The sequence below is a fragment of the Siphonobacter curvatus genome, assembly GCF_002943425.1.
GTDB classification, from domain to species: Bacteria; Bacteroidota; Bacteroidia; order Cytophagales; family Spirosomataceae; genus Siphonobacter; species Siphonobacter curvatus.
The window spans coordinates 1,347,960-1,374,947 of the sequence record NZ_PTRA01000001.1; the positions used below are offsets into that span (position 1 = coordinate 1,347,960).

At 51.6% G+C, this 26,988-nt stretch carries 16 protein-coding genes; 9 read left to right on the top strand and 7 right to left on the bottom strand.

What is annotated here, in order from left to right; translation table 11 throughout:
- Nucleotides 1–89: 89 nt before the first annotated feature.
- Nucleotides 90–1,634 carry a M81 family metallopeptidase gene (locus C5O19_RS05390; protein ID WP_104710315.1) on the bottom strand — a complete coding sequence of 515 codons (1,545 nt, stop codon included), beginning with the start codon at nucleotides 1,632–1,634 and terminating at the stop codon, nucleotides 90–92.
- 125 nt (nucleotides 1,635–1,759) lie between these two features.
- Nucleotides 1,760–2,608, bottom strand: coding sequence for a KPN_02809 family neutral zinc metallopeptidase (gene ypfJ, locus C5O19_RS05395; RefSeq protein ID WP_094808787.1), 849 nt, complete (start codon nucleotides 2,606–2,608; stop codon nucleotides 1,760–1,762).
- A gap of 188 nt (nucleotides 2,609–2,796) precedes the next feature.
- Between ypfJ and C5O19_RS05400 the strand changes: the two genes are divergently transcribed.
- The 3 genes from C5O19_RS05400 to C5O19_RS05410 all read left to right on the top strand — a co-directional run bounded on the left by C5O19_RS05400 (nucleotide 2,797) and on the right by C5O19_RS05410 (nucleotide 4,108).
- Nucleotides 2,797–3,285 carry a hypothetical protein gene (locus tag C5O19_RS05400; protein ID WP_133163304.1) on the top strand — a complete coding sequence of 163 codons (489 nt, stop codon included), beginning with the start codon at nucleotides 2,797–2,799 and terminating at the stop codon, nucleotides 3,283–3,285.
- 68 nt (nucleotides 3,286–3,353) lie between these two features.
- The gene (locus C5O19_RS05405; protein ID WP_104710319.1) at nucleotides 3,354–3,611 is read left to right on the top strand and encodes a hypothetical protein; all 258 of its coding nucleotides are present in this window, start codon (nucleotides 3,354–3,356) and stop codon (nucleotides 3,609–3,611) included.
- A 71-nt stretch (nucleotides 3,612–3,682) separates the two neighbouring features.
- Entirely contained in the window at nucleotides 3,683–4,108 is a 426-nt protein-coding gene (locus tag C5O19_RS05410; protein WP_133163305.1) for a hypothetical protein, read from the top strand.
- 80 nt (nucleotides 4,109–4,188) lie between these two features.
- On the opposite strand, the gene C5O19_RS05415 is transcribed toward C5O19_RS05410, so the two are convergent.
- From C5O19_RS05415 to C5O19_RS05430, 4 genes are all read right to left on the bottom strand, one after another.
- The gene (locus C5O19_RS05415; RefSeq protein ID WP_104710323.1) at nucleotides 4,189–5,157 is read right to left on the bottom strand and encodes a 3-keto-disaccharide hydrolase; all 969 of its coding nucleotides are present in this window, start codon (nucleotides 5,155–5,157) and stop codon (nucleotides 4,189–4,191) included.
- Nucleotides 5,158–5,467: 310 nt separating this feature from the next.
- The gene (locus C5O19_RS05420) at nucleotides 5,468–7,633 is read right to left on the bottom strand and encodes a dynamin family protein (RefSeq protein WP_104710325.1); all 2,166 of its coding nucleotides are present in this window, start codon (nucleotides 7,631–7,633) and stop codon (nucleotides 5,468–5,470) included.
- A 178-nt stretch (nucleotides 7,634–7,811) separates the two neighbouring features.
- Nucleotides 7,812–8,744, bottom strand: a complete 933-nt coding sequence (locus C5O19_RS05425; RefSeq protein ID WP_133163306.1) for a hypothetical protein — start codon at nucleotides 8,742–8,744, stop codon at nucleotides 7,812–7,814.
- Between the two features lie 758 nt (nucleotides 8,745–9,502).
- Nucleotides 9,503–9,832 carry a DUF6984 family protein gene (locus C5O19_RS05430; protein WP_104710329.1) on the bottom strand — a complete coding sequence of 110 codons (330 nt, stop codon included), beginning with the start codon at nucleotides 9,830–9,832 and terminating at the stop codon, nucleotides 9,503–9,505.
- A 189-nt stretch (nucleotides 9,833–10,021) separates the two neighbouring features.
- On the opposite strand from C5O19_RS05430, the gene C5O19_RS05435 reads away from it, so the two are divergent.
- Entirely contained in the window at nucleotides 10,022–12,043 is a 2,022-nt protein-coding gene (locus tag C5O19_RS05435) for an aceric acid hydrolase (RefSeq protein ID WP_104710330.1), read from the top strand.
- Nucleotides 12,044–12,105: 62 nt separating this feature from the next.
- Here the strand turns inward: C5O19_RS05435 and C5O19_RS05440 are convergent, their stop codons facing one another.
- Nucleotides 12,106–14,379 carry a DUF5703 domain-containing protein gene (locus C5O19_RS05440; protein ID WP_243406333.1) on the bottom strand — a complete coding sequence of 758 codons (2,274 nt, stop codon included), beginning with the start codon at nucleotides 14,377–14,379 and terminating at the stop codon, nucleotides 12,106–12,108.
- 291 nt (nucleotides 14,380–14,670) lie between these two features.
- On the opposite strand from C5O19_RS05440, the gene C5O19_RS05445 reads away from it, so the two are divergent.
- The 5 genes from C5O19_RS05445 (at nucleotide 14,671) to C5O19_RS05465 (ending at nucleotide 26,877) form a co-directional block, all read left to right on the top strand.
- Nucleotides 14,671–17,367 carry an alpha-d-galacturonidase gene (locus C5O19_RS05445; RefSeq protein WP_104710334.1) on the top strand — a complete coding sequence of 899 codons (2,697 nt, stop codon included), beginning with the start codon at nucleotides 14,671–14,673 and terminating at the stop codon, nucleotides 17,365–17,367.
- 84 nt (nucleotides 17,368–17,451) lie between these two features.
- Entirely contained in the window at nucleotides 17,452–18,984 is a 1,533-nt protein-coding gene (locus C5O19_RS05450; protein WP_104710336.1) for an MGH1-like glycoside hydrolase domain-containing protein, read from the top strand.
- Nucleotides 18,985–19,003: 19 nt separating this feature from the next.
- Entirely contained in the window at nucleotides 19,004–20,554 is a 1,551-nt protein-coding gene (locus C5O19_RS05455) for a glycoside hydrolase family 28 protein (RefSeq protein WP_104710338.1), read from the top strand.
- A gap of 17 nt (nucleotides 20,555–20,571) precedes the next feature.
- Nucleotides 20,572–23,361: a glycoside hydrolase family 95 protein gene (locus C5O19_RS05460; RefSeq protein ID WP_104710340.1), complete on the top strand. Its 2,790-nt coding sequence runs from the start codon at nucleotides 20,572–20,574 to the stop codon at nucleotides 23,359–23,361.
- Between the two features lie 72 nt (nucleotides 23,362–23,433).
- A complete protein-coding gene (locus C5O19_RS05465; RefSeq protein WP_104710342.1) occupies nucleotides 23,434–26,877 on the top strand; it encodes a malectin domain-containing carbohydrate-binding protein in 3,444 nt (1,147 codons plus the stop codon).
- Nucleotides 26,878–26,988 lie beyond the last annotated feature (111 nt).

The window sequence follows — 26,988 nt, forward strand, 5'->3', positions numbered from 1 at the left end:
AGCCCCATGGTTTCAGGTGACGCCTGAAACCATGGGGCTTCTTCTATCGCTGAGCATAAGCTTCACCCAATAGTTCGGTAGGAATACAGTTACTTCCCCGACACCGGAATCCACTGAGCCGACAGATTCGGCGTTTTCATGTTTTTATCCAGAGGATACATGGGCCGCTGGATGTGTTTGTAGGGTAGACGGTACAAATCCTGATCGACGCCACCGGGCGTCAGGGCCATGATCCAGTCTTTTTGCATGTTGTATAATTCGGGTTCAAGGTAACCGATTTTTACGACGACAATGTCCGCTTCGCGGGGTTTAAGTCCCAAGCGGGTAAAGTCTTTTTCTTTGTGATACGGTTTGCGTTTTTGCGTCACGATGACGTGTACGCTACCCACTTTGACCACCACTTCCACCACGGCATCCCGGTCGCCTTCCACGATGGATTCAACCGTACCTTTCAACGCTACAGGTTTGGCAAAGCGGTGATCGACGATGGCTCCGGCCGTACCCTCAATCGAGCCACCGACACCCACAGCCTGGGCTTTCTTCACAAAAGCAGGATCGGGAATGGAGGCATAAATCAGCGTCGGACCATCGGCTTTCCGGAACTCTGGACGTTTCAAAATTTCCGTAATCGTCCAGGTGACATCACCGGCCGCTCCGGCCGTTGGGTTGTCGCCCGTATCGCTGATAAAAAAGGGCTTTTTCTGGCTGGCGATGGCTTTCGACAGTACCTCATCCAGCTTGCCTACGGGGGCCACAAAATCGAATTTCGAGCGAACGTCCCAGAAATGCTTCGCCAGCTTCTCGGCCGCCTTGGCCACTTTCGCCTGATCGTCACCCACCATCATGATGACGCCGTGATTGCGGGGAGCGTCGGCCCAGGCGTAGCTGATCCAGATGCCGCCATCCACAATACCGGGGTTATTGTCGGCGAGGGGAGCCACTTCGGCATACAGACTTTTGCCCGGTTCGATGCGGGTGCTGGTTTGTTCACCGGGCAGCAGAATCGGTACGGGAATCCAGGCTTTGTAGGCGGGTTTGCCCTTGCCACTTTTTAGGCGGTCGATGAGGTGTTGAACGGCCCGTTCTTTCGTCTGCATAGCGTCTTCATGGGGAGCCATGCGGTAACAGGTCATGAGGTCGGTATTTTGGGCCAGTCGTTTGGTGACGCAACCGTGCAAGTCCATCGAGGTAGATAGTAAAGTTTTGTACCCCACCACCTGCCGGATTCGCGTAATGAGATCGCCTTCGGGATCGTCGAGGCCTTGTACGCTCATGGCTCCGTGAATGTCCAGGTACAGGCCATCATAGGGAGCGTTTTGCTTGAGCAGGTCCAGCATTTTCGTGACCAGCGATTCGTAGGCCTCCCGCGTAGCCGCTCCGCCGGGAATAGATTTGCCAACTAGCGAAGGAAACCACTGAGCTTGCTGCCGCAGGGGTGAATCGGGCGTCAGAAAAGGGTAGGAGGTAAAAACCTGCTCTCCCGTTTTGGGGTGAAACGCCTCTTCGTGCGTAACGGCGGGCGAAAATGTACTGGATTCAATACCCAATCCCGCGATGGCGATGCGGGGTAACGTCGATTGAGCAAAACTGGTGTTCAACCAGAGCGTGAGAATAAAGAGCAGAGGTTTTTTCATGCCTACAAGATAAAATATTTCAAGCGTCTAAGTGTAGGCTTGCCAATGGATGGAGGATGGAATAAAAAAAGACTGCTATAGATTCTTTAAAAATCCATAGCAGCCTGTAGCAAGCAGAAATGATGTTACTGAAGATTGGCGTCTTCGTTGCTGTTGAAGGTATCTCCCTGTTTAATATCGCCGGTTTTCAACCCTTTTTTGAACCAGTACACGCGTTGGGCTGAACTACCGTGCGTAAAAGCATCCGGTACGACGCGACCCTGCGTTTCTTCCTGAATCTTGTCGTCGCCAATGGCGTGAGCGGCGTTGATGGCCTGCTCAATGTCTTTCTCGTCCAGGGCTACACTTTGGCCCTGAGCCCGGTTGGCCCATACGCCCGCGTAGAAGTCGGCCTGTAATTCCAGTCGTACTGATAAGCGGTTATATTCCTTCTCGCTCAGCCGTTGTCGCATGGCCTGCATTTTGTCGGTCGTACCCATCTGTTTTTGCACGTGGTGACCGATTTCGTGGGCAATGACGTAGGCCATGGCAAACTGCCCCGGAGCCTGAAAACGCTCGGCCAGTTCGTCGTAAAACGAAAGATCAATGTAGACTTTCTCATCCGCCGGACAGTAGAAAGGCCCCATGGCGTTCTGAGCCGTACCGCAGCCCGAGGAGGTGACGCCCCGGTACATGACCAGTACCGGCTTGGGATACTGAGCATTCTGTTCGGCGAAGATCTTTGTCCACGCGTCTTCGGTACTGGCCAGTACACGACGGGTAAATTGAGCGGCGGCGTCATCGGCCTGCTGATCGACGGGAGCCTGCGTCGTAGCCTGTTGATTGCCTAAGATACTGGAAGGATCGCCACCCAGCAGGGTAACAATTAAAGCAATGACGACGGTACCAATACCACCGCCAATGATCAGGCCACCGGAGCCGCTGCTCCGACGGTCGTCGACGTTATCGCTCTCGCGACCTCCTAACCAACGCATAGATAGATAGTAGTATAAAAGTTGAACATATAGCTCTGTAAAATTTCGATGCCAAGAATACATCTTTTCTATGAAAATGTTCGAACGTGAGTACAAAAGCCTAACATAGAGGAGGGTGCTGACTGGCAACTTTTTTTTTTGACTTTTATGAAAAAAGCGTTGCTTCGCATTCTTCAATGATCGTAAGTATGCATAAACGGGTCTATTGTCTATTGGTGTTAGTCTTTTTGATAGCTTGTAGAGATTCACAGAAAGCCACTAAGCTGAATCGGGAAAAAATTGCGATTCTGTCCACTTCGGAGAAAACGTTTGTACCTACCGATCAGGATTTGCTTTTGGCTGAACGTTTAGTAAAAGAACGCCTGGAGGTTTATAACGCTGAAATGAAGGCTCGAAATGTTGATTTTGCGTATACAACGGGCGACTCTCTGCAGTATGAAAGTGATACCATTCAATTCGAACACTATTACAGGCAATACACACTAACGGTGAATGATGAGGGTGATAAAGTAGTGGCAATGAATTGCCTGTGTATGCTAAATCCATTCGATAAAGAGCAGGATTCCTGGAGAAAAAACAAGGTCGTGGTGAGAGATGGTGGGCATTGTTTTTTCCAAATATCCGTAAATATCAGTCGTGGTATTGTGTATGGATTTATGATCAATGGCTTAGCTTAATCCTTTCGATTAACGCATTTCGCTCAGAACTAGTCTTTAGTTCAGCGAACTTGAAAAGGTTGTTCTCCATGAAAAAGCTATTTGAATTCGTAACCCCGCTCACTCTCATGGCCGGAGCCGGACTGCTCATCATTGGTCAGGGCCTGCTACATCTGGGGGAAGAAAACAACGTACTACAATTTTTCTTCGGTGTTCCACTGTTGTTCGGAGCAGTGGTCGTTCACATCATCATCTGGGGAATGCTAAAACGTAACGTACTCTACATCTGGCTGGTGGAATTTGTTCTGGTAGGCTCGTTTCTGTACGCTTTTTTCTTTCGGTGGTAAATACAGAATCGAAGCCATCACTAGAGTGAATGGTATTACTTTTTGTATCGAATCTGCAAAACCTTAAACCCATGAAAACGCTACTCACCTTTCTGATGCTTACGCTGGGCGTGCGGGCCGCCGATGACCGCGTAGCTAATTTTTCCTACGGTACACCCGGACAAGAGAATTACGAAGAATTCTCGTTCTGGGTAAAAAATAATCAACCCGCTGAAATTCAATACGTGTACGGCAAGGATCGTAAAACGCTTCGCTTACGTTACCTAAAACAGGATAAAAGGCATTTTCAGGTACGGTTTCCCAATCAACTCGTTTTAATGCTTTCCCCGCAAGGGAATCAGCTACGGGTGTACGATTTGAAGGGCAAATACGCTGCAAAGACTTTTTCCTGGCACTACGAAGGGCCCGTCAATGGCGTAGGAACCTTCTGCCAAGCCTGTGCCGAAGATGAAACCGAAGCTATGCAACTCCTGAGACGGTATTATTTTGTGCCTTGATTTCTAACTCGATCTAGCCCTAAAGAAAGAAGTCCGTAACCACAGTTACGGACTTCTTTCATAAATGACAGGAAACTCGACTATTCCTTCGGCAACGTAATTCGGATATTCCGAAACTCAATCGGACCGTGATCACCCTGGAGGTAAATCGGACCCGGCTCGGCTTCATTGCTGTCGATGGCTCCACCCGTAATACCCGGAATGGTGGTGTCGCAGATAATGGTTTTCCCGTTTAAGGCGACCGTTACCCGTCGACCAATGAGCGTAATGTCATAGCTCTGCCAAGTATCCGCGTCATTCTCCGGGAGTTCATTAGGAACCAGGAAACCGTAGACGGCACCCAACATGTCAATTTGTGGTTCAAGTCCTTTGCTGTCGACAATCTGCACTTCGTAACGTCCCCGCAGGTATACGCCGCTGTTGCTCCCCTTGGGATATTTGAATTCAATGTGCAGTTTAAAGTCTGAAAACTTCTGCTCCGTCTGGATGTTCGAGCCGGATTTGGGACTTTTCAGTACGCCATTTTCCACCACCCACTGATTGGTCTGGCCCATGGCCTTCCAGCCTTTCAGGTCTTTCCCGTTGAATAAATCCATCGATTTGCCCCAGTTCGGCTGTTTGGTGCGGGCCAGCGAAGGAGCCCGTACGCCCGTCCAGGAAACGCTTTGGCCCGTAGGCGTCGTCATGGTTCCACTGAGCTTGTCGCCTTCCAGCGTTCCATTCACGACCAGATCCTGCGTGGCTCTTTCCCACTGGGGAGGAATGGCGAAGCTAAGTTTACCATCCGTAAAGGTTACTTTAGAAATCGGACGGGCACTGCCGCTACTGCCCACAAATCGGCCCACGAGCGTGTTATGACCCGAATGGGTCACCTCTAGCCAGGAGGGCATGGTGTTGTTACCCGACTGAACGGTCAGATCCCAACGTCCTTCGAGGGCCGTAGCCGTAGGAGCTGCGGGCGGATTTTTATCATCGGCGTACGCGGACCCGCCAATCGTTGTAAGCGTAACCGTGGCAAGCGTCAGGGTACGTAAAATAGAGGAGAGCATAGAGGTTTGAAAAGATTAATGGTCGTATTACGAATGTTCAAATCTAGGCATCTAAAGCTTGGGATGAAAGAATCAGGGGAGAATCTTGCGAATGGGTTCATCCCTTGTAAAAGCCGCTTTTATTTTCAGTACCTCAGTATCTAAACGATCTACTACAGGACGAGGGCTGCCAGCGGCAAGTTGACTATCGGGTAAGAAGGGAGACTCGGTCTACGATTTCTGATGTACCTTCAGTAGCTTTTTACCTATGAAAAAACCTCATCAATCCGATTGATGAGGTTTTTACTAGTACGCTAAGACCCTAGAAGGACTACCGGACTTCGGATTCCGCCGAAAGAATGCTTTTCAACCGATCTACCTGTTCATTGCTTTGCTGAAGCACCTGCTGATTGAAATGGACCTTTTCGTAGGTCTCCACCCAGATTCGCACGCGATTCCGCTGATAGAAAATTTCCCAGTTGTCCTTGGTGTTTTTAGCTTTGAAGAGCTGATCGAGCAGTTCTTCCACCAGAGCAAAGGACATTTTATTCAGGTCTTTTGCCCAGACGTCGAATTCATTCTGAATCTTGTACAGGCAGGCCTCAACGGAGCTGACGATGTAGTTAAGAATATCTTCGGCCGTATCTTCCCGGGACAAACGAACCGAGACGTAGTCTGGCGTCAGAATATCCAGGTGTTCCCGAATCCGGAAGTGCAGAAAACCGAGGTACGATAACTGAAACTGGGCGAACGACTGCAAGGGAAGGTGTAGCGAAGGCATGGATTCCAGCTCGCGTAGCAGACTTACCTCAAAAGGCTCATGGGCCTGAGCAATACCCGCCAGGCGACCTTCCGTTTTCAGAATTTCAAAAATGCGTTGACGAACCTGATGGATGACTTCATTGAGCGTATCCCCCAGTTTCAAAAACTCTTTGGTAATGAACGTACGGTGTTCGTTGAGATACTCTTCGTACGTTTTATTGTAAGAACCTAAGGCATTCCGGCTTAATTCAATATCCCGAATCGTCAGACTGGCGGCGTAGGCCAAACACGATTGTTTAATCTGATCGAATTTCTCCTGAATCTGTACGTTGGGAGCGTCACGCTGGGCGTTGAGTTCCTTCAGATTCTCTTCGCAGGCATTGGTCAGTTCCTGCCAGAGGGTATTGAATAAGCTTTTAAAAATGGCGAAATCCGTCATGTCGTCGGTAGGCGTAAAAATTCCGTTAAAATAGTTGATTACCTCATGGAGGGCTCCGTCGATACTGGACATCTTTCGCTGGTATTCCAGAGCATATTGCTGATCCCAGTCATCGAGTTTATCCTGCATGTCATCCAGAACGGCCCGTAGTACTTTTTCTTCGACTTCCTCAACACTGGCACAGTCTACCGTAACGATTTTGCTAAAAAACAAGCCATTACGACCCGCACTTTCTTCTAAATCCTGACAGTTACGGGCGTTGTCGGTTAAGGTCCGGGTATGATTCAGTAGCAGAAAGGAACAGGCTGGCAAGCTGATTCCGGGAATCTCCATTTGTTCCAGGGAGTTTTCGCAGAATTGATACAGGTCCAGATCGGCGGGTTCCCAAACGGCTCCCAGTGCATCGGGTTTACGAACGAAGAGAATGAAATCAATATCACTAGCCAGCGATCGAATCAATTTCTGTTCATTGACCAGTCCCGTATCTCCCAAACCCGGCATATCAATGAGCGTAATGGGTCCTGCTTCCGTCAACGGAAAGGGCGTATCAATGTGCACCTGTTTAACGGCCAGATACGCGTAACTAGCCTCCCGGTTTTCATTAACCTGGGCAATGTACGGTCGCACCTGATGCAGGGGTACTTCCTGCGTAAGCCCGGTCAGTAAGTGATTGAACGAGGAAAAGTTACGGTGAATTTCCTGAAGCTTCTGGTACCGGGCTACGGTAACCGGATTGGTATCCTGTGGCTGATCCGGCAAGGCCTGAGAAACGAATTCAGCCAGGTTTTCAGGGCTATACGCTAGATCCAGTTCCTGAAAGTACGGAGATACCGTTGATTGGAAAAAGCTCGTCCGGCTGTGAAATTCTACCAAGGCCCGGGCTCTGTGACTATCATTGGCAATGACACTCATGACGCCCGTGCAGTGCGGTCCATTGCCATCGGGAATGACTTGAGCGTTCAGACCGGAAAGGCTTTGCAAAAGTCTGCTTTTTCCCTGACGGGCTCTGCCAATTACGCCAATGCTGATGGTTTTCCGGGAAAATCGCTGATTGAGCTGAGCCAGGTATTGTTGCTCCTTTTCAATTCGCTTGAGCAAAGCCGGCAAATTAGCCCGGTTGATGGCCTGGATGACCTGGTCGGAAGCATGATCCGATATTTTTAATTTGACGTTTTCCAACACCGACATCGAGTGGCTCATCAACGAAAGCCGCTGCATGTCCTGGGTGATTTTATCCGCAAACTGCCCCCGCTTCTGAATGATCTGCTGGATATTGGATACAATAAAATTAGACATTGAGTTAATTCAATACGAATGGTGGAAGAAAATACAAAGAGAACCCCGAACGTCTGATAAAACCTTTGATTGATAAGAGAACGATTCAGTGGATTTCCCAACGACGTACATCGAAAGGAGCCTCTCAGCGATTAGGCTTCGTAACCAGCCTAATCGCTGAGAGGAATCACCTCATAGCTTATCTGAGCACTTTCAGGTTACTGTAATTCAGGCACCGGGAGTGCAAGCGTTCATTGGTTAATTTAAGGTAATGGAGTTCCTTAAACAGGTTCCTGAAAAAGCCGATTAAGCCCTTTTTTCTTTTTAAATAATACTGTTCGAAAATGAAGGAGAATAAGTAGAGATAAGGATATTCAATATGCTGAGGATTGTATTGATTGCGTTGGGTTACACTAAATACGGGTTTCCATACTTCCGTATTGGTATGAATGAGTTGCACCTTTTTGTGGTACATGAACGAAGCATTCCCCAGCGTCTGAATCGGAATAAGGGCTGATTTAAGGTTTTCCTGAAGGCCCAGAAAGTCAAAAATTTTCTGGTACACTTCAAAAATTTTCAGCGTTAAATCCTTGGTCAGCGTATCATTGACCAGATACGTCTCGCATTTGGTGGGAATAAACAAAACCAGTTTTGTATCCGAATTTTTTTCCAGCCCCAGCTTTAGTACCTGCAATAAATTTTGGACGTTGGCTTTACAGTCCTGCATGTCGTTCATGACGGCTGAGGAATCAATAGGAATAACAATAACGGAAGATTCCTGAATGAATTTTACCACTTTCTCCGTAGCATCGGTAATCCAGTTTCCCGGAATATCGTTGAACGAAACGACCAGAAAAGGTTCTGAATTTTTGTGAGAAATTTCTAACGGATAGGTAGCGACTGCTTCCGTTGATTGAATACCATCAAAGTAAGTGATGGTTCCCTTGCCCAGTGATGCAATGAGTTTTTCTCTATTTTGATCTAACTGAGCAGCTAACTGGGAGTCTAGGGTTAGATTTAAACCGATACTACTGGCCAAATCGCGGCGGATGTTATCATCCATCGAAGACAGAAACGTGGTCTTGCCTTCACCGGATGCGGCCAGCATCGTGACATTTATAAAGGTTTGCATGGGCAACTAATAAGCTCCTTGGACTTGGCGATTTAACTAAACTTGATCTGGTCTTGGTCCTGAGTTCTTCAAAAGCACAGGCAGGAGTACCGATCTTTTTTACTAGTGAGGCTACTTCTAATAGACAGTCTGGCGACGACTGCTCATTTCTATATAGGTGTGTATTATGAAGAGTTAATCATGAAATGATAATTTTCTAAGTGTAGGTACTTAAACTTTACTTCTTTCATGCCTTCTAAAGCAAATCTTTCTAGTAGTTCTCACCGATATAAATGGCTTATATTCACTAGATTTTGATGAACATAGCTAATTTCTGAAAGGTAACCTGTCAGGAAATTATCGCCTTATGAGTTAGATACCAAATAAAGGAAGTGAAATCCTGAGAATAATTCATTTTTACAAGAGTGCTATAAAAATTTACTTAATAAGTTGATAAATAATAATTAAGGATACGACTTAGGTTTGTTTTTAAAGACAAGGTTTGTGAAAGTATACATCTTGGGTGATGCCTTAAGAAAATAGCTTCTTCAGTCGTGTTGAACGACTGCCGAATAACGTTTCTCTATATTCTGATTTCAATACTAAATCGCTTGATGTAATGTTAAAGAACTTCAAAGCTTCGATGAGCAAGTTAAGTTCGTCAGCTGACTAATAAACACGATCTAAAAGGCCTCGGTTGATAAATCAACCGAGGCCTTTTAGTGTTCTGAAGGGATTTTGGGTAGAGCCGGGTAGCCCGTTTTCTACGTCTGAGCGACTTACTGAAACACCACCTTTTCGGGTGTAGGATACTCCAGCAATTTCGAAAAATCCACTTTCCAGAAATCTAGGTCCAGCAGTCGATTGCGTTCGTCTTTAGTGAGGGTAATGACGACGGGCGTCTGGTCGGAGTCGATGTAATTGACCCGTACTACGTCACCTGCATAAGCCTCGGGATTACCGCCGAGCGAGATACTGCCCATTTTCCCCCCTTCGTATTCTTCCACTAGTTCGTCGATGGGATAGTCTGCCGGGTTGAGCTGTACGTGTTGCAACATATGGTGAATGAGTGCTACTTCTTGTTCGCGAATGGGCCGTCGTTGATTCATAACTACATGCGAGTAAAAGACAGGCGGCGTACGGTGCCGCTGATTGCCTTCAAAAATAAACGGTTCCCGGCAAAGAGGCTAACATCCTACAGCCTCTGGTAAAATTCCCGGAGCTTTGCCAGTCGGTAATTGCCTACTTTTGACTACGCCCTGTATCCGCGTTTGTTCGTACTAAAGTGCCTGCTTACCATGCTTAACCTCATTCGCCGTATTTCCATCGCCGGACTGGTGGGTTGTAGTACCCTGAGTCTGGCCCAGACCAACAGTCTGGTTAATACTTCCCAAAGTAAATTTTCCCGCCTCCGTAGCCTGGATCTTGATGCCGTGCAGTGGACGACGGGCTTCTGGGCCGACCGCTTCCGGGTATGCCGGGATTCCATGGTACCCCAACTCTGGAAAACTTATACTGACGCGGACGTCAGTCACGCCTACCGCAATTTTGAAGTAGCCGCTGGACTTCAATCTGGAGCTTTCAAAGGACCGTCCTTTCACGATGGTGATTTCTACAAGACGCTCGAATCGGTAGCGAGTATGTACGCCCTGACCAAAGATCCGAAGCTGAAAAAGCACATGGACGAGGCAATTGCCGTCATCGGCAAGGCTCAAACGCCCGACGGATACATTTATACGAAAGCGATCATCGAGCAGAAGAAGACGGGTAAGAAGCAGATGTTTGACGACAAACTCAGTTTTGAAGCCTACAACTTCGGCCACCTGATGACTGCCGCCTGCATTCATTACCGGGCTACGGGTCAGACGAGCTTTCTCGACATTGCCCGAAAAGCCAGTGATTTCCTGATTGATTTCTATACTAAAGCCAGTCCTGAGCAGGCTCGTAATGCCATTTGTCCCTCCCACTACATGGGCATTACGGAAATGTACCGAACCACGCACGAGCCGAAATATCTGGATCTGGCCCAGAAGCTTATCAATATTCGGGGAATGAGCGAAGGTACGGACGACAACTCCGACCGCGTACCGTTTCGCGAGATGAAGAAAGTGATTGGACACGCCGTACGAGCTAATTACCTCTTTGCCGGAGCCGCTGACGTATTCGCCGAAACGGGAGATAGTACGCTGCTGTCTACGCTCGATCTGGTTTGGGACGACGTCGTCAACCGCAAAATGTACATCACGGGTGGTTGTGGAGCTTTGTACGATGGCGTATCGCCCGAGGGAACTTCGTACCAGCCGGATACCGTTCAGAAAATTCATCAGGCTTACGGAAAAGCGTATCAGCTACCCAACCTGTCGGCCCACAACGAAACCTGTGCGAATATTGGGAATCTGCTCTGGAATTACCGGATGCTACAAATTACGGGCGATGCCAAATACGCGGATGTGATGGAGCTGGCTTTGTACAATAGCATTCTTTCGGGCATTGATCTGGGCGGAACGAAGTTCTTCTACACCAACCCTTTGCGGGCTTCGGATGCTTACCCGTATCAGATGCGTTGGATGGGGGGGCGTTCGCCGTACATCGCTTTGTCCAACTGCTGTCCACCGAATGCCGTCCGGACGATTGCCGAGGTCAGTAATTATCTGTATAGCACGTCGGATGAGGGTTTATGGCTGAATTTATACGGCAGTAATCGGCTGAACACAAAGCTGTCCGATGGTTCGCCACTGGCTGTTTCGCAGGAAACGGACTATCCCTGGCAAGGTACGATCAAGGTACGTATGGAGAAAGTGCCGACGCGGGCCTATTCGCTTTTTGTGCGAATACCGGGCTGGTGTACGGGAGCGACGTTGAGCGTAAACGGAAAAACGCAATCCGCGACGTCCGGTACGTACGTGGAAATTCGCCGAACTTGGAAAACAGGCGATGTGGTAGAAATCAAATTGCCCATGCCCGTACAATTGATGGAATCCAACCCGCTGGTGGAAGAAACCCGCAATCAGGTAGCCGTGAAACGCGGACCACTGGTGTACTGCCTAGAATCCGTAGATAATCCTTCCGTACCCACGGATCAGGTGGCTTTATTAACCGAAACGACCTGGAAAACCCAGCCGCTGCGAGTGGAAGGGACCGAAGTGATGGTACTGGAAGGAAAGGCTCGCCCGCTAACGCCTACGAACTGGAACCAGCAGCTCTATCGACCGCTCCAGACGCTCAAGCCTGCACCTACTACCGTTCGCCTCATTCCGTACTACGCCTGGAGTAACCGGGGGCATTCGGAAATGGCGGTATGGTTGCCGGTGGTTCGGTAAAGTTTTTTCGTGATGTGAATGTGTTTTCCCCGCATGCAATGCGGGGAAAACGAGAAACCAAACTATTCCGGCAACAGCAACACCACATCCTTCCGTCGTTCCTCGGGCCATACCTTCAGTTGTTCCAATTTCCCATTCTTCAGCACGCCCTCTACTGTCGTTTGGTAGGGGGCGTGGAGTTTGAAATGTACGTCCCAGTTTTGGGGCCAGGCGGGAAAAAGGTACAACTTCCGGCCATCGGCCTGTAGGAGCATCTCCTGCAGCCCAATCATCCCCGAGCCGCCCCAGTTGTGGTCGGGTGTCCAGTCGTAGCCGGGGCCCCAGAAGGCGGGAAAGCGACGGCCCGAATCCTGGAGTTTCAGTAAAGTCAGGCGGGCGGCTTCGTCCCGGAGTCCAAGTCGGGCGGCGAAGATGTTATCCTGTTTCCAGCCCACGTGACTTCGAAACCGCAACGCATCGGGATCGTAACGATAGGTGTTAATCGCCGTATCCAGATTGGCCCGGCCAATGCCGTGCGTGCGCCAGGGAAATACCGGATACAGCTGCGGCGTTTCGATATTGTTAATGCGTTCCCAAAGCTGGGCGGGGGCCAGTGTCGGATGACCTTCGAAGCTGCGAAAACTGATACCCGGAATTCGAGTCAGCATCAATTGCCAGTGTTGTCGTTTTTCCGGATTCAGATACGAATCAGGCAGTTCCAGCAGTCGGGTTACTACCGTTTTTAGGGCGGCAATCGTGGAAGTGGCATTATACGTCATCTTATACGTTTCTGCCGCCGAACCGGGATAAAGAATCAGCTTTCCAGCTCCATCAAACGTCTTACTTCCGCGTTTTTTCGCCAGATACTGGTAATGCTCATTGAAGAACGTCAGGCAGCTTTCAATGAACGGTACGTAGGCCTGAATGGCGTCTCCGGCGTACCGCTCGGTTTCCAGCATCATCAGGCAAAATTCCAGTACTGTATCCCATTCGTATTCCAGCCACGCATTGTATTCCATGCCCGGATCATAGCCCGCCGGCCGCTTCCAGGTATATTCCGCGGGGTTGGGTAATCCAAAGTTTTCCAGTTGTTCCGTGAAGCTGGCCCCGGCGTGTTTCCAGTACACCCGCGTCCGTAGTTCGGCGTTAGCCAACGTCCGTTGGTAAAAGGCAAACTGTGGCTTCATTAAGGCCCAGTCGCCGCTTTTCAGCATCGGCCAGTACACCAGTCGCTGGTTCTGGGCCGTATGCGTACCGCCGCCCCAGTTCCGAAAATCGGGCGTGAATTTCATCGAAGAATCCGTCAGAGCGGGATCGTAAGTAAAGAGGCCACCATTGAATTTGGTCGGCCAGTGTCCACTGGCATTGCAGCCCAACATGTAGCGGAACAACTGATAATTGCGGCCTACCTTCCATTCGGTGGTATTCGCCGCTCCGATGGAAATGAAGCTGCGTTCCCAGAAGGCTTTCCACCAGTCCAGCGTCGCTTTTCGGGCTGAACGGGCCGTTTGGGCGGATTCGTTCTGGAGAGCTGTCAATCCTTTTTCCCATTCGTGAAACGACTCATGTTGAGCCGTGTGTAAATGAATTGTGAGCGACTGTTGCCGCTGGGGGCGTAGGCTAACGAGCTGGTGCCCCTGAAAGTCCGTATCCTGGTACTTCCCCTCAACTGTACCCGCCGTTTTCATCCCTGGTCCTGAAAGGACGCCCCCAAACGTCAGGTTTTTTAGCGGATTGTATAGTTGATTCTTGACCGAATCGAGTTGCTGCTGGCGTACCGTTACGTCGAATACCGAAGGGCCGGAACCGTTGGCGTGGTAGAAGAGAATTTCATTTTCCTGAGCCTGTACTTCGTCCTTTCGCGTGACGATTTCACCCTGCGGAGCAAATTTATACGAGTTCGCATGGTTGGCTTTGCCTTTCACGGGACGGTCGGCGTACCGCCAGCTTTCGTACGTTGCCTGGGTTTGAACGGCCCGATTACTGCTTATATCTACGTGAACGACGGGTCGAAAAACGTCCACCCAAACATCGATCTGAGCCGTGTGTGTACCCTTGCTACCCGTGATGCGTACGTGCCCTTCCTGCAGCCGAAGTTCCTGGCGAAAACGGGTTCCAGATTCGAAAGGATTGGGGGAAAGTCGCACCCGAACGCGTCCTAGTTTTAGTAGCGTATTGTTGTGATCGAAGGTGCCGCTGCGAGCTACGTACAAAAGCAGCTCGCCCTGTTCTACCCAGACGTTCAAACCTACGTCACCACCGCCGCAGGGCATGGACTCCGAAGCGTTCCGACTGGGCGTGTCCCAAACTACATTATAGGATGTTAGCGAAGGCGTTTGAGCACGAACTCCGGACAAAGACCACAGAAGTGCAGCAACTAACGAAAGTCTGAATATACCCATCATGCAATGAATTGAATAGCCAGCGGAATCTCTGGAAAAATAAAGCCAGTATCCCCGAAATATGGTAGTAATAAGTGAGGAAGCCTGGCGATACTTTAGAAAAGACCAAAGAAACATACGCCGACCATTACACGCAAAATGTCCGCAAGGCTCTGGCTAAGATGGTACAATTAAAAGAGAAAATGTTAGATAATCAGGCTGGCTTACGCTGGTAGTTTTGTAATTCATTCGTTCTGAACATTTACTATGCATCGATTCTTTCTATTCCTTTCCCTTCTTTTTGCTTTCCATATTCAGGGGCAGGCTCAGCAAAAACTGACCCTGGTATTGCCGTCGAAAAGCCCGGAACGGGTCAGCTTTGGAGCCGAAAAATTACAGCAGAAACTACAGGCGGCGGGCTATCAGGTCACCCTGGTCCGCAAGGATCAGCTAAAAGCCGACCCGTCACAAATTCGTATTGGAATTGCCGGTGACGTTCTGGTTCAGTCCGTTACCGAAAAAAGCGGCAAGGAGGGGTTCGTCCTGCACAAAGAAAAAGGGCAGCCCTGGTTCATCAAAGGCAGCGACGCTTCCGGAGCCCTGTACGGATGTCTGGAGCTGGCTTCCCGTCTGCAACCCCAACTACCCGAAACCCTGCATCTGACCGACCAGCCCGAAATGGTGCTGCGGGGTACCTGCATTGGCATCCAGAAACCGTACTATCTGCCGGGACGTACGGTGTATGAGTATCCGTATACGCCCGAAACGTTCCCTTGGTTTTACGACAAAGAGCTGTGGATTCAGTACCTGGATATGATGGTGGAAAACCGCTATAACTCCCTGTATCTCTGGAACGGCCACCCCTTTGCTTCCCTGGTGAAACTCAAGGAATACCCGTACGCCGTAGAAGTGGACGATGCGACGTTTAAAAAAAATGAAGAAATGTTCCGTTTCCTGACGCAGGAAGCGGATAAACGCGGCATCTGGGTGATTCAGATGTTTTATAACATTCTGTTGTCGAAACCATTCGCCGAAAAACATAACCTGAAAACGCAGGATCGGGAGCGACCCATCACGCCGCTCATGGCCGATTACACGCGGAAATCCATCACTGCTTTCGTGGCCAAGTACCCCAATGTTGGTTTGCTCATCACCCTGGGCGAAGCCATGGAAGGCGTAGGGCAGGACGATGTGGACTGGTTTACGAAGACCATCATTCCCGGCGTACAGGACGGTTTAAAAACGATTGGACAGAAAACCGAACCGCCCATTGTACTGCGGGCTCACGATACGGATGCTCCCCGCGTTATGAAATCAGCCTTGCCTTTGTACAAGAATCTGTACACGATGGCGAAATTTAACGGCGAGGCTCTGACGACGTATACTCCCCGGGGAAAGTGGGCCGAGCTGCACCGCACGTTGAGTAATATCGGTACGGTACACATTGAAAACGTCCACATTCTGGCCAATCTGGAGCCTTTCCGCTACGGTTCGGCGGACTTCGTGCAAAAGTCCGTACAGGCCATGCACAACGTTTACGGAGCCAATGGTTTGCACCTGTACCCGCAGGCTTCGTACTGGGACTGGCCCTACGCCGCTGATGCCGCACCCAAACGTTTGCTACAGGTCGACCGCGACTGGATTTGGTACCAGACCTGGGCTCGCTACGCCTGGAAAGCCAATCGCGATCGGGCGGGAGAAGTCGCGTATTGGGGCCATGAGCTGGCTCAGAAATACGGATTGCCGCTGGAAAAAGGCAAGGCCGTATTGGAAGCCTACGAACAAACGGGCGAGATTTCACCGAAATTGTTACGGCGGTACGGTATCACCGACGGCAACCGTCAAACGCTCACGCTGGGTATGCTGATGACGCAACTCATCAACCCCTGGCGGTACGGCCTCTTCACGCTGTTGTACGAATCGGAAGCTCCCGAGGGCGAGATGATCATTGAGTACGCGGAAAAAGAAGCGAAGCAGGAGAAGCACCTTGGAGAAACGCCGATTCGGGTAGCGGAGGAAGTGGTTGAACACGGAAAGAAAGCCGTGCGAGCCATTGACGAAGCGACGCCCGCCGTCACCAAAGATCAGGAAGAATTTAAGCGGTTACGAAACGATGTCTACGCACAGAACGCCATGGCTCAGTTTTACGCCGACAAAGCCCGGGCGGCTGTGGCGGTGCTACGCTACAAGTATTCCGGCAAAGTCGAGGATCTGGAAAAAGCCTTACCGCTGCTAAAATCGAGCGTGGCTCATTACGCGGAGCTAACGAAACTGACGAAAGATACTTATCTCTACGCCAACAGTATGCAAACGGCCCAGCGGAAAATTCCGATGCGGGGCGTCAACGCGACGTACAAAAACTGGTACGAAATGCTGCCCGTTTTTGAAAAGGAACTCCGGACCTTCGAACGGAAGATTGACTCGCTCAAAGCTCATACGGGGGCCACCGCTCAGCAGCGACTGGCTTTTAAACCCGCGACGGTCCAACTGACGAACGCCAGCTACTTCCCGGTAAAAGCGGGCGAAAGCATTTACGCCGATACGCTGGCAAAAATCGTCGCTCTGACGCCTGAACTAAAAGATCTGAAAGGCCTGAAAATGAGTAAGAAACAGCAGCGGTCGGAGCGTACCACGCTGACCTTCCGTACCGATAAGCTCGTGAAACTGCTAGTGGGTTTTTACAACGAAAAAAATCCGGCGTACCTGTGGGCACCCGAGCTGGAAACCGACGCCAGTGCCAACGATTACGGGCAGGCGGAAATCAAGATTTCCAACGCTATCCAGATCGAAGGCTTCCCGCCCGTACACGTACATGCGTTCACGTTTGCTCCCGGTAATCATACCTTACACCTGGGTCGGGGCCAGTGCGTACTGCTGGGTTTTGTGGAAGGGGCTCAGGAAATTCCGGTATTCGACGGCGGATTGGCCGGTAATCAAAAAAACATCGACTGGTTATTCGAATAAACCGATTAACCCAACTCCGAGAGAGTTCAACAAAAGTAACCAGGACTATAACTTCTGGCACATCCCAGGAAAACAAGCTTCTCTATGCGTCAGTACCTAATTAGCGGAATGCTCGCTTGTCTGAGTCTAAGCACCTTCGCTCAACACGTATTAACGGATCAGTCTCTTCAGAAATACGTAACGGCCTTCAACGCGGCTGACGAAGAGGCCGTGAAAAACTACGTTCCCAACGCCCAGTCGCAGGCCTGGCTTTGCCAAAACATTCCGTACTTCGATAGTCCCGATTCCGTACTTACGCAGCTGTATTACTATCGCTGGTGGGCCTTCCGCAAACACCTCAAGCAAACGCCCGACGGATTCATTTTCACGGAATTCATTACGCCAGTGAAACACGCCGGAAAGCACAATGCCATCAGTAGTGCCCTGGGACACCACGTGTACGAAGGCCGCTGGCTCCGCAATCCGCAGTACATCGACGAGTACATTTCCTTCTGGCTGTACGTCGATCCCAAGCATACCGTACAGCGGTTCCATTCCTTCAGCAGCTGGCTCGCCGACGCCGTGTACCAGCGGTATCTGGTCAATACAGACGAGGCTTTTGTTCGGAAAGTTACCCCCGCTCTGGCTGCTGACTACCGTCGCTGGGAGTCGGAGCGGCAATTGCCCAATCAGCTCTTCTGGCAGCACGACGTAAAAGATGCCATGGAGGAATCCATCAGTGGGGGGCGGAAAGTGAAAAACGTACGGCCCACCATCAACAGTTACATGTACGGCAACGCCAAAGCCCTGGCCGCTCTGGGGCAATTGCTGAAAAACGATACGCTGCGAGAAACCTATCTGCAAAAAGCCTTGCAACTGAAGCAATTGACGCAGCAGACCTTGTGGAACGACGCCGATCAATTTTTCGAGGTGAAACTGGAAAACGGAACCTTTGCCAATGCCCGCGAAGCCATCGGATTCATTCCCTGGTACTTCAATCTGCCCGACGATAGTCCTAAATACGCCGCCGCCTGGAAACAGCTTGGCGATACGACTGGATTTAAGGCCCCCTGGGGTCTGACCACGGCCGAACGCCGCCATCCCGGTTTCCGGACGCACGGTTCGGGACACGGTTGCGAGTGGGACGGTCCACTCTGGCCCTTCGCCACGACGCAAACCCTGAAAGCCCTGTCGCATTTTCTGACGGATTACCAGCATAATAAAACCGTCAGCCGAGCTCAATTCTTCGATGAATTACGCCGATACGCGGATTCGCACGTCATGAACGGCAAGCTATACCTCGGTGAATATCAGGATGAAAAGAACGGGGAATGGCTGAAGGGCGACGATCCCCGCAGTAAATTCTACAACCACTCCGGGTTCGCGGATCTGGTCATTAACGATTTGATTGGACTGAAACCCCGCTCGGACGATACGCTGGAAATCAAACCACTCCTCGAAGAAAAACGATGGGACTGGTTCTGCCTGGACCGGGTGCCCTACCACGGCAAAACGCTGACGATTCTCTGGGATAAAACCGGAAAAAAATACGGCAAAGGCAAAGGTTTCCGGGTATGGGCCGATGGCAAGGAAGTCTACCACGGAAAACAGTTGAAAGCCATTCAGACCCGGCTTTAACGCGTAACACGAAGCAATCATGCGAACACTTCTCACCGTATTGACCTGCGTACTGATCGCCGGAACGACGCAGGCTCAGCAGTACTTCAACGTGACGGCCTACGGAGCTAAAAAAGACAGCAGTTCCCTGGCGACGCAGGCCATTCAGAAAGCCATTGCCGCCGCCGTGAAGGAGGGCGGTGGCACCGTATACTTCCCCCCGGGGAAATACAAAACGGGACCGATTCACCTGAAAAGTAACATCACCATCCAGATCGACGCGGGTGCCGAAATCCACTTTACGGATAATTTCGACGCCTATTTGCCCATGGTCGAATCGCGTTGGGAAGGGACGGACGTAACGAATTTCTCGCCGCTTTTTTACGCCAACCGGGCCGAAAACATTGCCATTACGGGTCGCGGACTGATTGACGGGCACGGCAAAAAGTGGTGGGCGTATTCGGAAATACACGTCAAAAATTCGCCGGGTTCGAAGTGGCAGGATGAGTTTCACCGCCTCAACAAAGACATTCTGCGGCCCGATCTGCCGGGCTGGGTGGAGCGGGGTTTTCTGAGGCCTCCCTTTATACAGTTCATGCACTGCAAAAACGTACTGATCGAAGGCATCACCATTCGGAACTCGCCGTTCTGGACGGTTAATCCGGAATTCTGCGAAAACGTAACCGTCACGGGCGTTACGATTAACAATCCGCCTTCCCCCAATACGGACGGCATCAACCCCGAATCCTGCCGATACGTACACATTTCCAATTGCCACATCAGCGTGGGCGACGATTGCATCACCATCAAGTCGGGCAAGGACCGGGCGGGTCGCAAAATGAACGTTCCGGCCGAAAACCATACCATCACTAACTGTACCATGCTTTCGGGGCACGGCGGCGTGGTGATCGGCAGCGAAATGTCGGGTGGCGTGAAGAAAATCGCGATCTCCAACTGCGTATTCGACGGTACGGATCGGGGCATTCGGATCAAAACCGCTCGCGGCCGGGGGGGCGTGGTGGAAGACATTCGCGTGGACAATATCATCATGAAAAACATTCGGGATCAGGCCATTGTGCTCGATATGCAGTACGCCAAGACCGATCCCGAACCCGTTTCCGAGCGGACACCCGCCTTCCGGAATATTCACTTCAGTAACATCACCGCCGAGGTGAACCGGGCGGGTTATCTGAACGGATTGCAGGAAATGCCCATTGAAAACGTCAGCTTCACGGACCTTCAGATTCGGGCCAAAACCGGATTTCTGATCAAAGCAGCCAAAGACGTATCCTTTCATAACGTCAAGGTCAGTACCCAAACCGGTCCGGCCATTGAGGCCGAAAATGTACAGACGCTGGAAGTCAACGCGGTGAAGACCTACACACCACACGCTGATACACCCGTGCTGGACCTGACCAACGTTCGCGATGCCTTCATTACGAATGCCTTTCCAGCGGCCGGTACCGATGTATACCTGAAAATCAAGGGAGCCGATAGCCGGAATATCACGCTGGAAAGCAACCAGTTTAAAGGCGTAAAAACGCCCGTCTGGAAGTCGAACGAGGTGAGGGAAGATGTAGTACGGAACTAAATTGTTGGGGTATACGCATGAAATTACGCATTTTCTTACTGTTATTGCTGGGATACACGGCTCAGGCTCAGTCGTATCAGTTGTGGTACACCAAGCCCGCCGTCAAGTGGACAGACGCCTTGCCGCTGGGGAATGGGCGACTGGGAGCCATGGTCTTCGGAGGGATCGAGAACGATCGCATTCAGTTCAACGAGTCCACGCTATGGACGGGTGAACCGCGTGCCCACGCCCGGTCCGGAGCGGCGGCGTATTTGCCCGAAATCCGCAAATTACTGGCCGAAGGCAAGCAGAAAGAAGCCGAGCAATTAGCCGAAGCCCATTTCATGGGACTGAAAAGTAACGAGGGCCGCAAGGAAGAATGGCTGGCGTCGGTGAAGGCGGGCAAGGGCGTACAAGGAAATCCGGCGGAAGCGGCCTATGACGATTCGGACTGGAAAACCATGCCCGTACCCGCCTACGAAGGTTGGGAAACGGTAGGCTTCGAAGGCCTGGACGGAGCCGTCTGGTTTCGGACCACGTTTACCTTACCCGTAAACTGGCAGAGAAAAGCCCTGACGCTCGACCTCAACCGCGTTCGCGATTACGATGTTACCTACGTCAATGGAAAATTGGTGGGGACGACGAACAGTACCGAACCTCGTAAGTATCAGATTCCCGCCGATATACTGAAACCCGGCAAGAATGTACTGGCCATTCAGGTGATCAATTACTTCGACAAAGGCGGGATTGCGGGGTACAAGGATACGACTCGTCATTTGGCTCTGTACCCGGCTAATAGCTCCGAGAAGCTTTCCCTGAACGGTAACTGGAAGTATTTTATCCAGAACAGCGAAGCGCCCGCCGTACCCCACTATCAGGCCGATTATCAGCCGTTTGGTAATCTCAACCTGACCTTCAAAAATCTAACGAACTCAACGGATTATCGTCGCGAACTGAACCTGAATGAGGCAGTAGCCCGGACGCAGTTCAAGGTAGCCGACGTGACCTACACCCGCGAATACCTGACGAGTCAGCCGAAAGGCGTACTGGCGATTCACCTGACGGCCAGTCAGCCGGGACGCATCAGTTTGACGGCGGCTCTGAGCAGTCCACATGCCAAGTATAGCGTACGGAAAATCGACGAACAAACGCTGGCTCTGGCCGTACAGGTACGAAACGGAGCCCTTCGCGGGGAAAGTTACCTGCGAGTGGAAACGAAGAAAGGGACCCGTCGCATCGAGTCGAATCAAGTGGTGATCGAGGGAGCCGACGAAGTGACGCTGTACCTGACGGCGGCTACGAATTTCGTTAATTATCAGAATGTTTCGGGGAATCCGGTGGCCGCCTGTGAACAAACGATGCAGCGGGTAACCGGACAAACCTACGCTCAAATACGACAGGAACACCTGCGGGAATACCAGCCTTATTACCAGAAGTTTTCGGTGGAACTGGGGGCTAACACTGACCAGAAACTGCCGACCGATCAGCGACTGGCCCGCTTTTCGGACGCACCTGATCCTTCATTCATGGCTCTGTACATGCAGTACGGACGGTATCTGCTGATTTCCAGTTCCCGACCGGGCGGACAACCCACCAATTTGCAAGGACTCTGGAACGACCTGCTGGCTCCCCCCTGGGGCAGCAAGTACACGACCAACATCAACCTCGAAATGAACTACTGGCCGGCCGAGGTACTCAACCTGTCGGCCCAGCACGAGCCGCTGTTTCGGATGATGGATGAACTCGCCCAGACGGGTACGCAAACGGCGAAGCTCCATTACAACGCTCGGGGCTGGGTTTTGCACCACAATACGGATCTGTGGCGGGGAACGGCTCCCATCAATGCCTCCAATCACGGCATCTGGGTAACGGGAGCCGGCTGGCTGAGTCAGCACGTATGGGAACATTTTCAGTATACCCAGGATCTGGGTTTTCTGAAAAATCGTGCGTATCCGCTGATGAAACAGGCCGCTCTGTTTTTTACGGGTTTCCTGGTAAAAGACCCAAAAACGGGCTGGCTGATCAGTACGCCTTCTAACTCGCCCGAGAACGGTGGGTTAGTCGCCGGGCCCACGATGGATCATCAGATCATTCGCACCCTGTTTCGAAACTGCATTCAGGCCAGCGAACGCCTGCGTACGGACGAAACCTTCCGCAAAACCCTGCAAACCCAACTCCAGCAACTGGCCCCCAATCAAATCGGGCGGTACGGGCAATTACAGGAATGGCTGGAAGACAAGGACGATACGACCAATCATCACCGCCACGTATCGCACCTCTGGGGCGTACATCCGGGCGATGACATTAGCTGGGAAAAAACGCCCGACGTGATGAAGGCTGCCCGGCAGTCGCTGCTGTACCGGGGCGACGAAGGAACGGGCTGGAGTCTGGCCTGGAAAATCAATTTCTGGGCTCGTTTTCGCGAGGGCGAACACGCTCTGCAACTTGTCAAAATGCTGCTGCGTCCGGTATCTGGAGCGGGTGGTTCGTACGTCAATCTCTTCGATGCTCACCCGCCGTTTCAGATCGATGGCAACTTTGGTGGCTCGGCGGGAATGGCTGAAATGCTGCTGCAAAGCCATAGTTCTGGTATTGATCTGTTGCCCGCTTTGCCCGCAGTACTGGCCGAGGGAAACCTGCGGGGAATCCGGGCCAGGGGTGGTTTTGAGCTGGATTTTTCCTGGAAACAGGGCAAGCTGACGACGGTAACGGTCCGTTCGCTGGCCGGGCAGCCCTGCGTTTTGCAGTATGGCTCGAAAGAAGTGAAGTTCACGACGGAAAAGGGCAAAGCCTATACCTTCAACGGCAAGCTGGAAAAGCAGAAGTAAAGCGTTTCAGTCAGCCGTTCCTACCCATCCGTCCGGCCCGCGTGGATCGGACGTACTTCCCCTTTGGAATCGATGCATTCAAAACTCATCCTACTGAGTCTGTTCCTGACCTTCACGGCCAGAGGGCAGTCGCGAAAAGAAATTTCCCTGCAGGCGAACTGGCAGTCCACCGCCACGGACGATACCACGGCACACCCGGATTTTTACCGAAGTAACTTCAAGGCTCAGTCCTGGAAAACCGTGCAGGTGCCCCACAACTGGGATCAGTACGGTGGCTATCGCCGGAAAGTTAACGGCAATCGCTACGGCGTAGCCTGGTATCGCAAAACCTTCACGGTGCAGGAAGCCGCGGCGGGAAAACGATTCTTTCTGTTTTTTGAAGGCGTAGGTTCGTACGCCACCATCTGGCTCAACGGAAAAAAGATAGGCTACCATGCGGGGGGACGGACATCGTTCACTTTGGATATTACGGACGTTATTCGTCTCAACAATCAAACCAATCTGCTGGCCGTACGGGCCGATCATCCCGATCAGATTCAGGATTTACCCTGGGTGAGTGGGGGTAGTTCCAGCGAGCGGGGTTTCTCGGAAGGCTCCCAGCCAATGGGTATCTTTCGTCCGGTGCAGCTCATCGTGACCCGTGACGTACGAATTGAACCCTTTGGGGTACACGTCTGGAATGATACGAGCGTTTCGGCTACGGCGGCGAACCTGCACGTTCGGAGTGAAATCAAAAACTACGGTACCCGGCCCCGTACTCTGACGGTCGTGCAGCAACTGCTGGATCGTTCAGGCAAAGCCGTAACCAAAGTCGAACAGCAACTGAATTTAAAAGCCGGAGAAACGGTAACGCTTGCGTCACCAGATCTTTCCGTGTCGCGTCCACAGCTCTGGTCACCCGAGCAGCCGTACCTCTATCGGCTCGTGACGCAGGTGCTGGAAGAGGGCCAGCGAATCGATGAACTGACCACATCCTACGGCATCCGGCAAGTGAGCTGGGATTTGAGTCTTAACGCGAAAACCCGCTTACGCATCAACGGCCAACCAGTCTTCATCAATGGCGTAGCCGAATATGAACATTTGCTGGGAAACAGTCACGCGTTTAGTGAAGAGCAGATTCGTACCCGGGTACGTCAGGTCAAAGCCGTTGGGTTCAATGCCTTTCGCGATGCTCATCAACCCCATAACCTTCGCTATCATCTGTACTGGGACGAAGCCGGTATTCTCTGGTGGCCGCAAATGGCCGCACACATCTGGTACGATACGCCCGCCTTTCGCCAAAATTTCAAACGGTTGCTGATCGACTGGGTGAAAGAGCGGCGGAACAGTCCATCGATCATTCTCTGGGGACTCGAAAATGAAAGTACGCTTCCCGAGGATTTCGCCCGGGAATGTAGCGAGCTGATCCGGCAACTCGATCCGACGGCTTCTTCCCAGCGAAAAATCACGACCTGTAACGGTGGGAAAGGTACCGACTGGGACGTGCCGCAGAACTGGACGGGTACCTACGGCGGCGATCCGCAACAGTACGGCGAAGACCTGAAACGGCAGATTCTGGTGGGTGAATACGGAGCCTGGCGAACCATCGACCAGCATACGGAAGGCCGTGGCGTATTCAGCGAAAACCGCATGACGGACCTGATGGAAACCAAAATCCGGCTGGCGGAATCGGTACGGGATCGCACGGCCGGGCATTTTTTCTGGTTGCTCAATTCGCACGATAATCCCGGTCGCGTACAGGGTGGCGAAGGGCTGCGGGAACTGGACCGAATCGGCCCCGTGAATTACAAAGGGCTGTTCACGGCCTGGGAAGAACCGACGGATGCCTTTTACCTGTTCCGGTCCAACTACGCTCCCAAAGAAACCGAGCCGATGGTCTACATTGTGTCGCATACCTGGCCGAACCGCTGGACGACGCCGGGCAGGAAAGATAGCCTCATCGTTTACTCCAATTGCGATGCGGTGGAACTCTTCAATGATGTGAACCACCGTTCGCTGGGCCGGAAAACGCGGCAGGGGGTAGGGACGCATTTTCAGTGGGACGGAGCCGACATTCAAACGAATACCCTCTACGCCGTAGGATACGTCAAGGGCAAAGCGGTGGCTACGGACGTGGTAGTCCTGAATCATTTGCCCGAAGCTCCGCATCTTTCGGAAGTAACCGGGAAAGTAACGGCCGCCTCCACATCTGGACTACGCTACCTGTACCGGGTCAACTGCGGCGGACCGACGTACACCGATGTCCAGAAAAAGGTCTGGTACGCCGATCAGCGAAAAACGGAGACAAACGCCTGGGGGTCTACTTCCTGGACTGAACACTATCCGGGCATGCCCGCCTTCTTTGCCAGTCAGCGGCGAACGTTTGATCCCATTCGCGGTACGTCCGACCCTAAACTTTTCCAGACCTTTCGCTACGGACGTGACCAACTGGCCTATCATTTCAACGTACCCGACGGCGACTATCAGGTGGAACTGTACTTTATCGAACCCTGGTACGGCACCGGCGGCGGACTCGATGCCACAGGCTGGCGATTGTTTGACGTCGCCATCAACGACGAGGTACGCCTTAAAAATCTGGACATCTGGAAGGAAGTGGGCCATGATGCTCTGCTGAAAAAAACGCTACGCGTACGGGTGCGGGGCGGGCAATTGAAGGTTTCTTTTCCCCACGTACCATCCGCTCAGGCGGTCATCTCGGCTATTGCCATTGCGGCTCTGGATACCAAATCTGTAATTACCCAGCAATCGAGTTCCATCCTGAAAAGTACACAGGGAAGCGTTGAATCCTGGCTGGATACGGGGGATGGGTTGTTCGCTGACGAAACCACACGGGCCGTTTCGCTACCCTCTCATCTGTACGGAGCCACCTGGCTAAAACGGAAGCGGAACGAAGCCGCAACGGTACAGGTCACGGAAGCGGCAGATGTGTTTCTGGCTGTACCCGCGTCGGCATTACCACCTTCCGGTTTTGAAGCCACGGACACGTTCCTGACGACCGATGAACCCCGGCAGTATTCGCTCGTTCGCAAACGAATGCAGGCGAATGAAAAGCTGATGGCGGCGGCGGGCTCCTGGCTGGCCGCACTACCTGTGTACACCCTTGAACCCGCCTACGATCTGAAAGCAGCCACGAGTTACAAAGCCACGCAGGCCCAACCCATAGGTCAGGGCGTGGGTAAGGAGGTCTTCCTCGACAAAGAGCGGATGGTCTTTAAAAAAGCCAGCGGTGATACGTTGGAATGGATCCTTGCCGTGGGGGTGGCCGATACGTATTCCCTCACGCTCAAGTACCATAATCCAGCTCAGAAAGCATTAAAAGTGAGTGTTGAGTTGATCCTCAAAGACGGTACGTTGGTGAAGCCCGCCGAAACGTTGGAGCTGGAACCGTCTAAACCCGGCAAATGGACCTACGCCACTACGAATACAGGAACGATGATCAATGCGGGTACCTACACGCTGCGTCTGAAAACGCTGGATGCGGACCGTTTATACCTGGATGCACTGGATGTTCAGTAAGGATAAGATGCTATAATTTGATGTAAGAATCATATAAATAATCCGGAAAGTACCATAGTAACTTTGTCAGAAAGAATAGGGTAAAACCGGGAGTGCTTCGAAGCATATAGC

What these genes read in the sequence shown, in the direction of transcription:
- C5O19_RS05450 (WP_104710336.1), top strand. Translation starts at nt 17,452, where the DNA reads ATGCGTCAGTACCTAATTAGCGGAATGCTCGCTTGTCTGAGTCTAAGC.
- C5O19_RS05430 (WP_104710329.1), bottom strand. Translation starts at nt 9,832, where the DNA reads ATGAATCAACGACGGCCCATTCGCGAACAAGAAGTAGCACTCATTCAC.
- C5O19_RS05400 (WP_133163304.1), top strand. Translation starts at nt 2,797, where the DNA reads ATGCATAAACGGGTCTATTGTCTATTGGTGTTAGTCTTTTTGATAGCT.
- C5O19_RS05405 (WP_104710319.1), top strand. Translation starts at nt 3,354, where the DNA reads ATGAAAAAGCTATTTGAATTCGTAACCCCGCTCACTCTCATGGCCGGA.
- C5O19_RS05455 (WP_104710338.1), top strand. Translation starts at nt 19,004, where the DNA reads ATGCGAACACTTCTCACCGTATTGACCTGCGTACTGATCGCCGGAACG.
- C5O19_RS05415 (WP_104710323.1), bottom strand. Translation starts at nt 5,157, where the DNA reads ATGCTCTCCTCTATTTTACGTACCCTGACGCTTGCCACGGTTACGCTT.
- C5O19_RS05425 (WP_133163306.1), bottom strand. Translation starts at nt 8,744, where the DNA reads ATGCAAACCTTTATAAATGTCACGATGCTGGCCGCATCCGGTGAAGGC.
- C5O19_RS05460 (WP_104710340.1), top strand. Translation starts at nt 20,572, where the DNA reads ATGAAATTACGCATTTTCTTACTGTTATTGCTGGGATACACGGCTCAG.
- C5O19_RS05390 (WP_104710315.1), bottom strand. Translation starts at nt 1,634, where the DNA reads ATGAAAAAACCTCTGCTCTTTATTCTCACGCTCTGGTTGAACACCAGT.
- ypfJ (WP_094808787.1), bottom strand. Translation starts at nt 2,608, where the DNA reads ATGCGTTGGTTAGGAGGTCGCGAGAGCGATAACGTCGACGACCGTCGG.
- C5O19_RS05420 (WP_104710325.1), bottom strand. Translation starts at nt 7,633, where the DNA reads ATGTCTAATTTTATTGTATCCAATATCCAGCAGATCATTCAGAAGCGG.
- C5O19_RS05465 (WP_104710342.1), top strand. Translation starts at nt 23,434, where the DNA reads ATGCATTCAAAACTCATCCTACTGAGTCTGTTCCTGACCTTCACGGCC.
- C5O19_RS05445 (WP_104710334.1), top strand. Translation starts at nt 14,671, where the DNA reads ATGCATCGATTCTTTCTATTCCTTTCCCTTCTTTTTGCTTTCCATATT.
- C5O19_RS05435 (WP_104710330.1), top strand. Translation starts at nt 10,022, where the DNA reads ATGCTTAACCTCATTCGCCGTATTTCCATCGCCGGACTGGTGGGTTGT.
- C5O19_RS05410 (WP_133163305.1), top strand. Translation starts at nt 3,683, where the DNA reads ATGAAAACGCTACTCACCTTTCTGATGCTTACGCTGGGCGTGCGGGCC.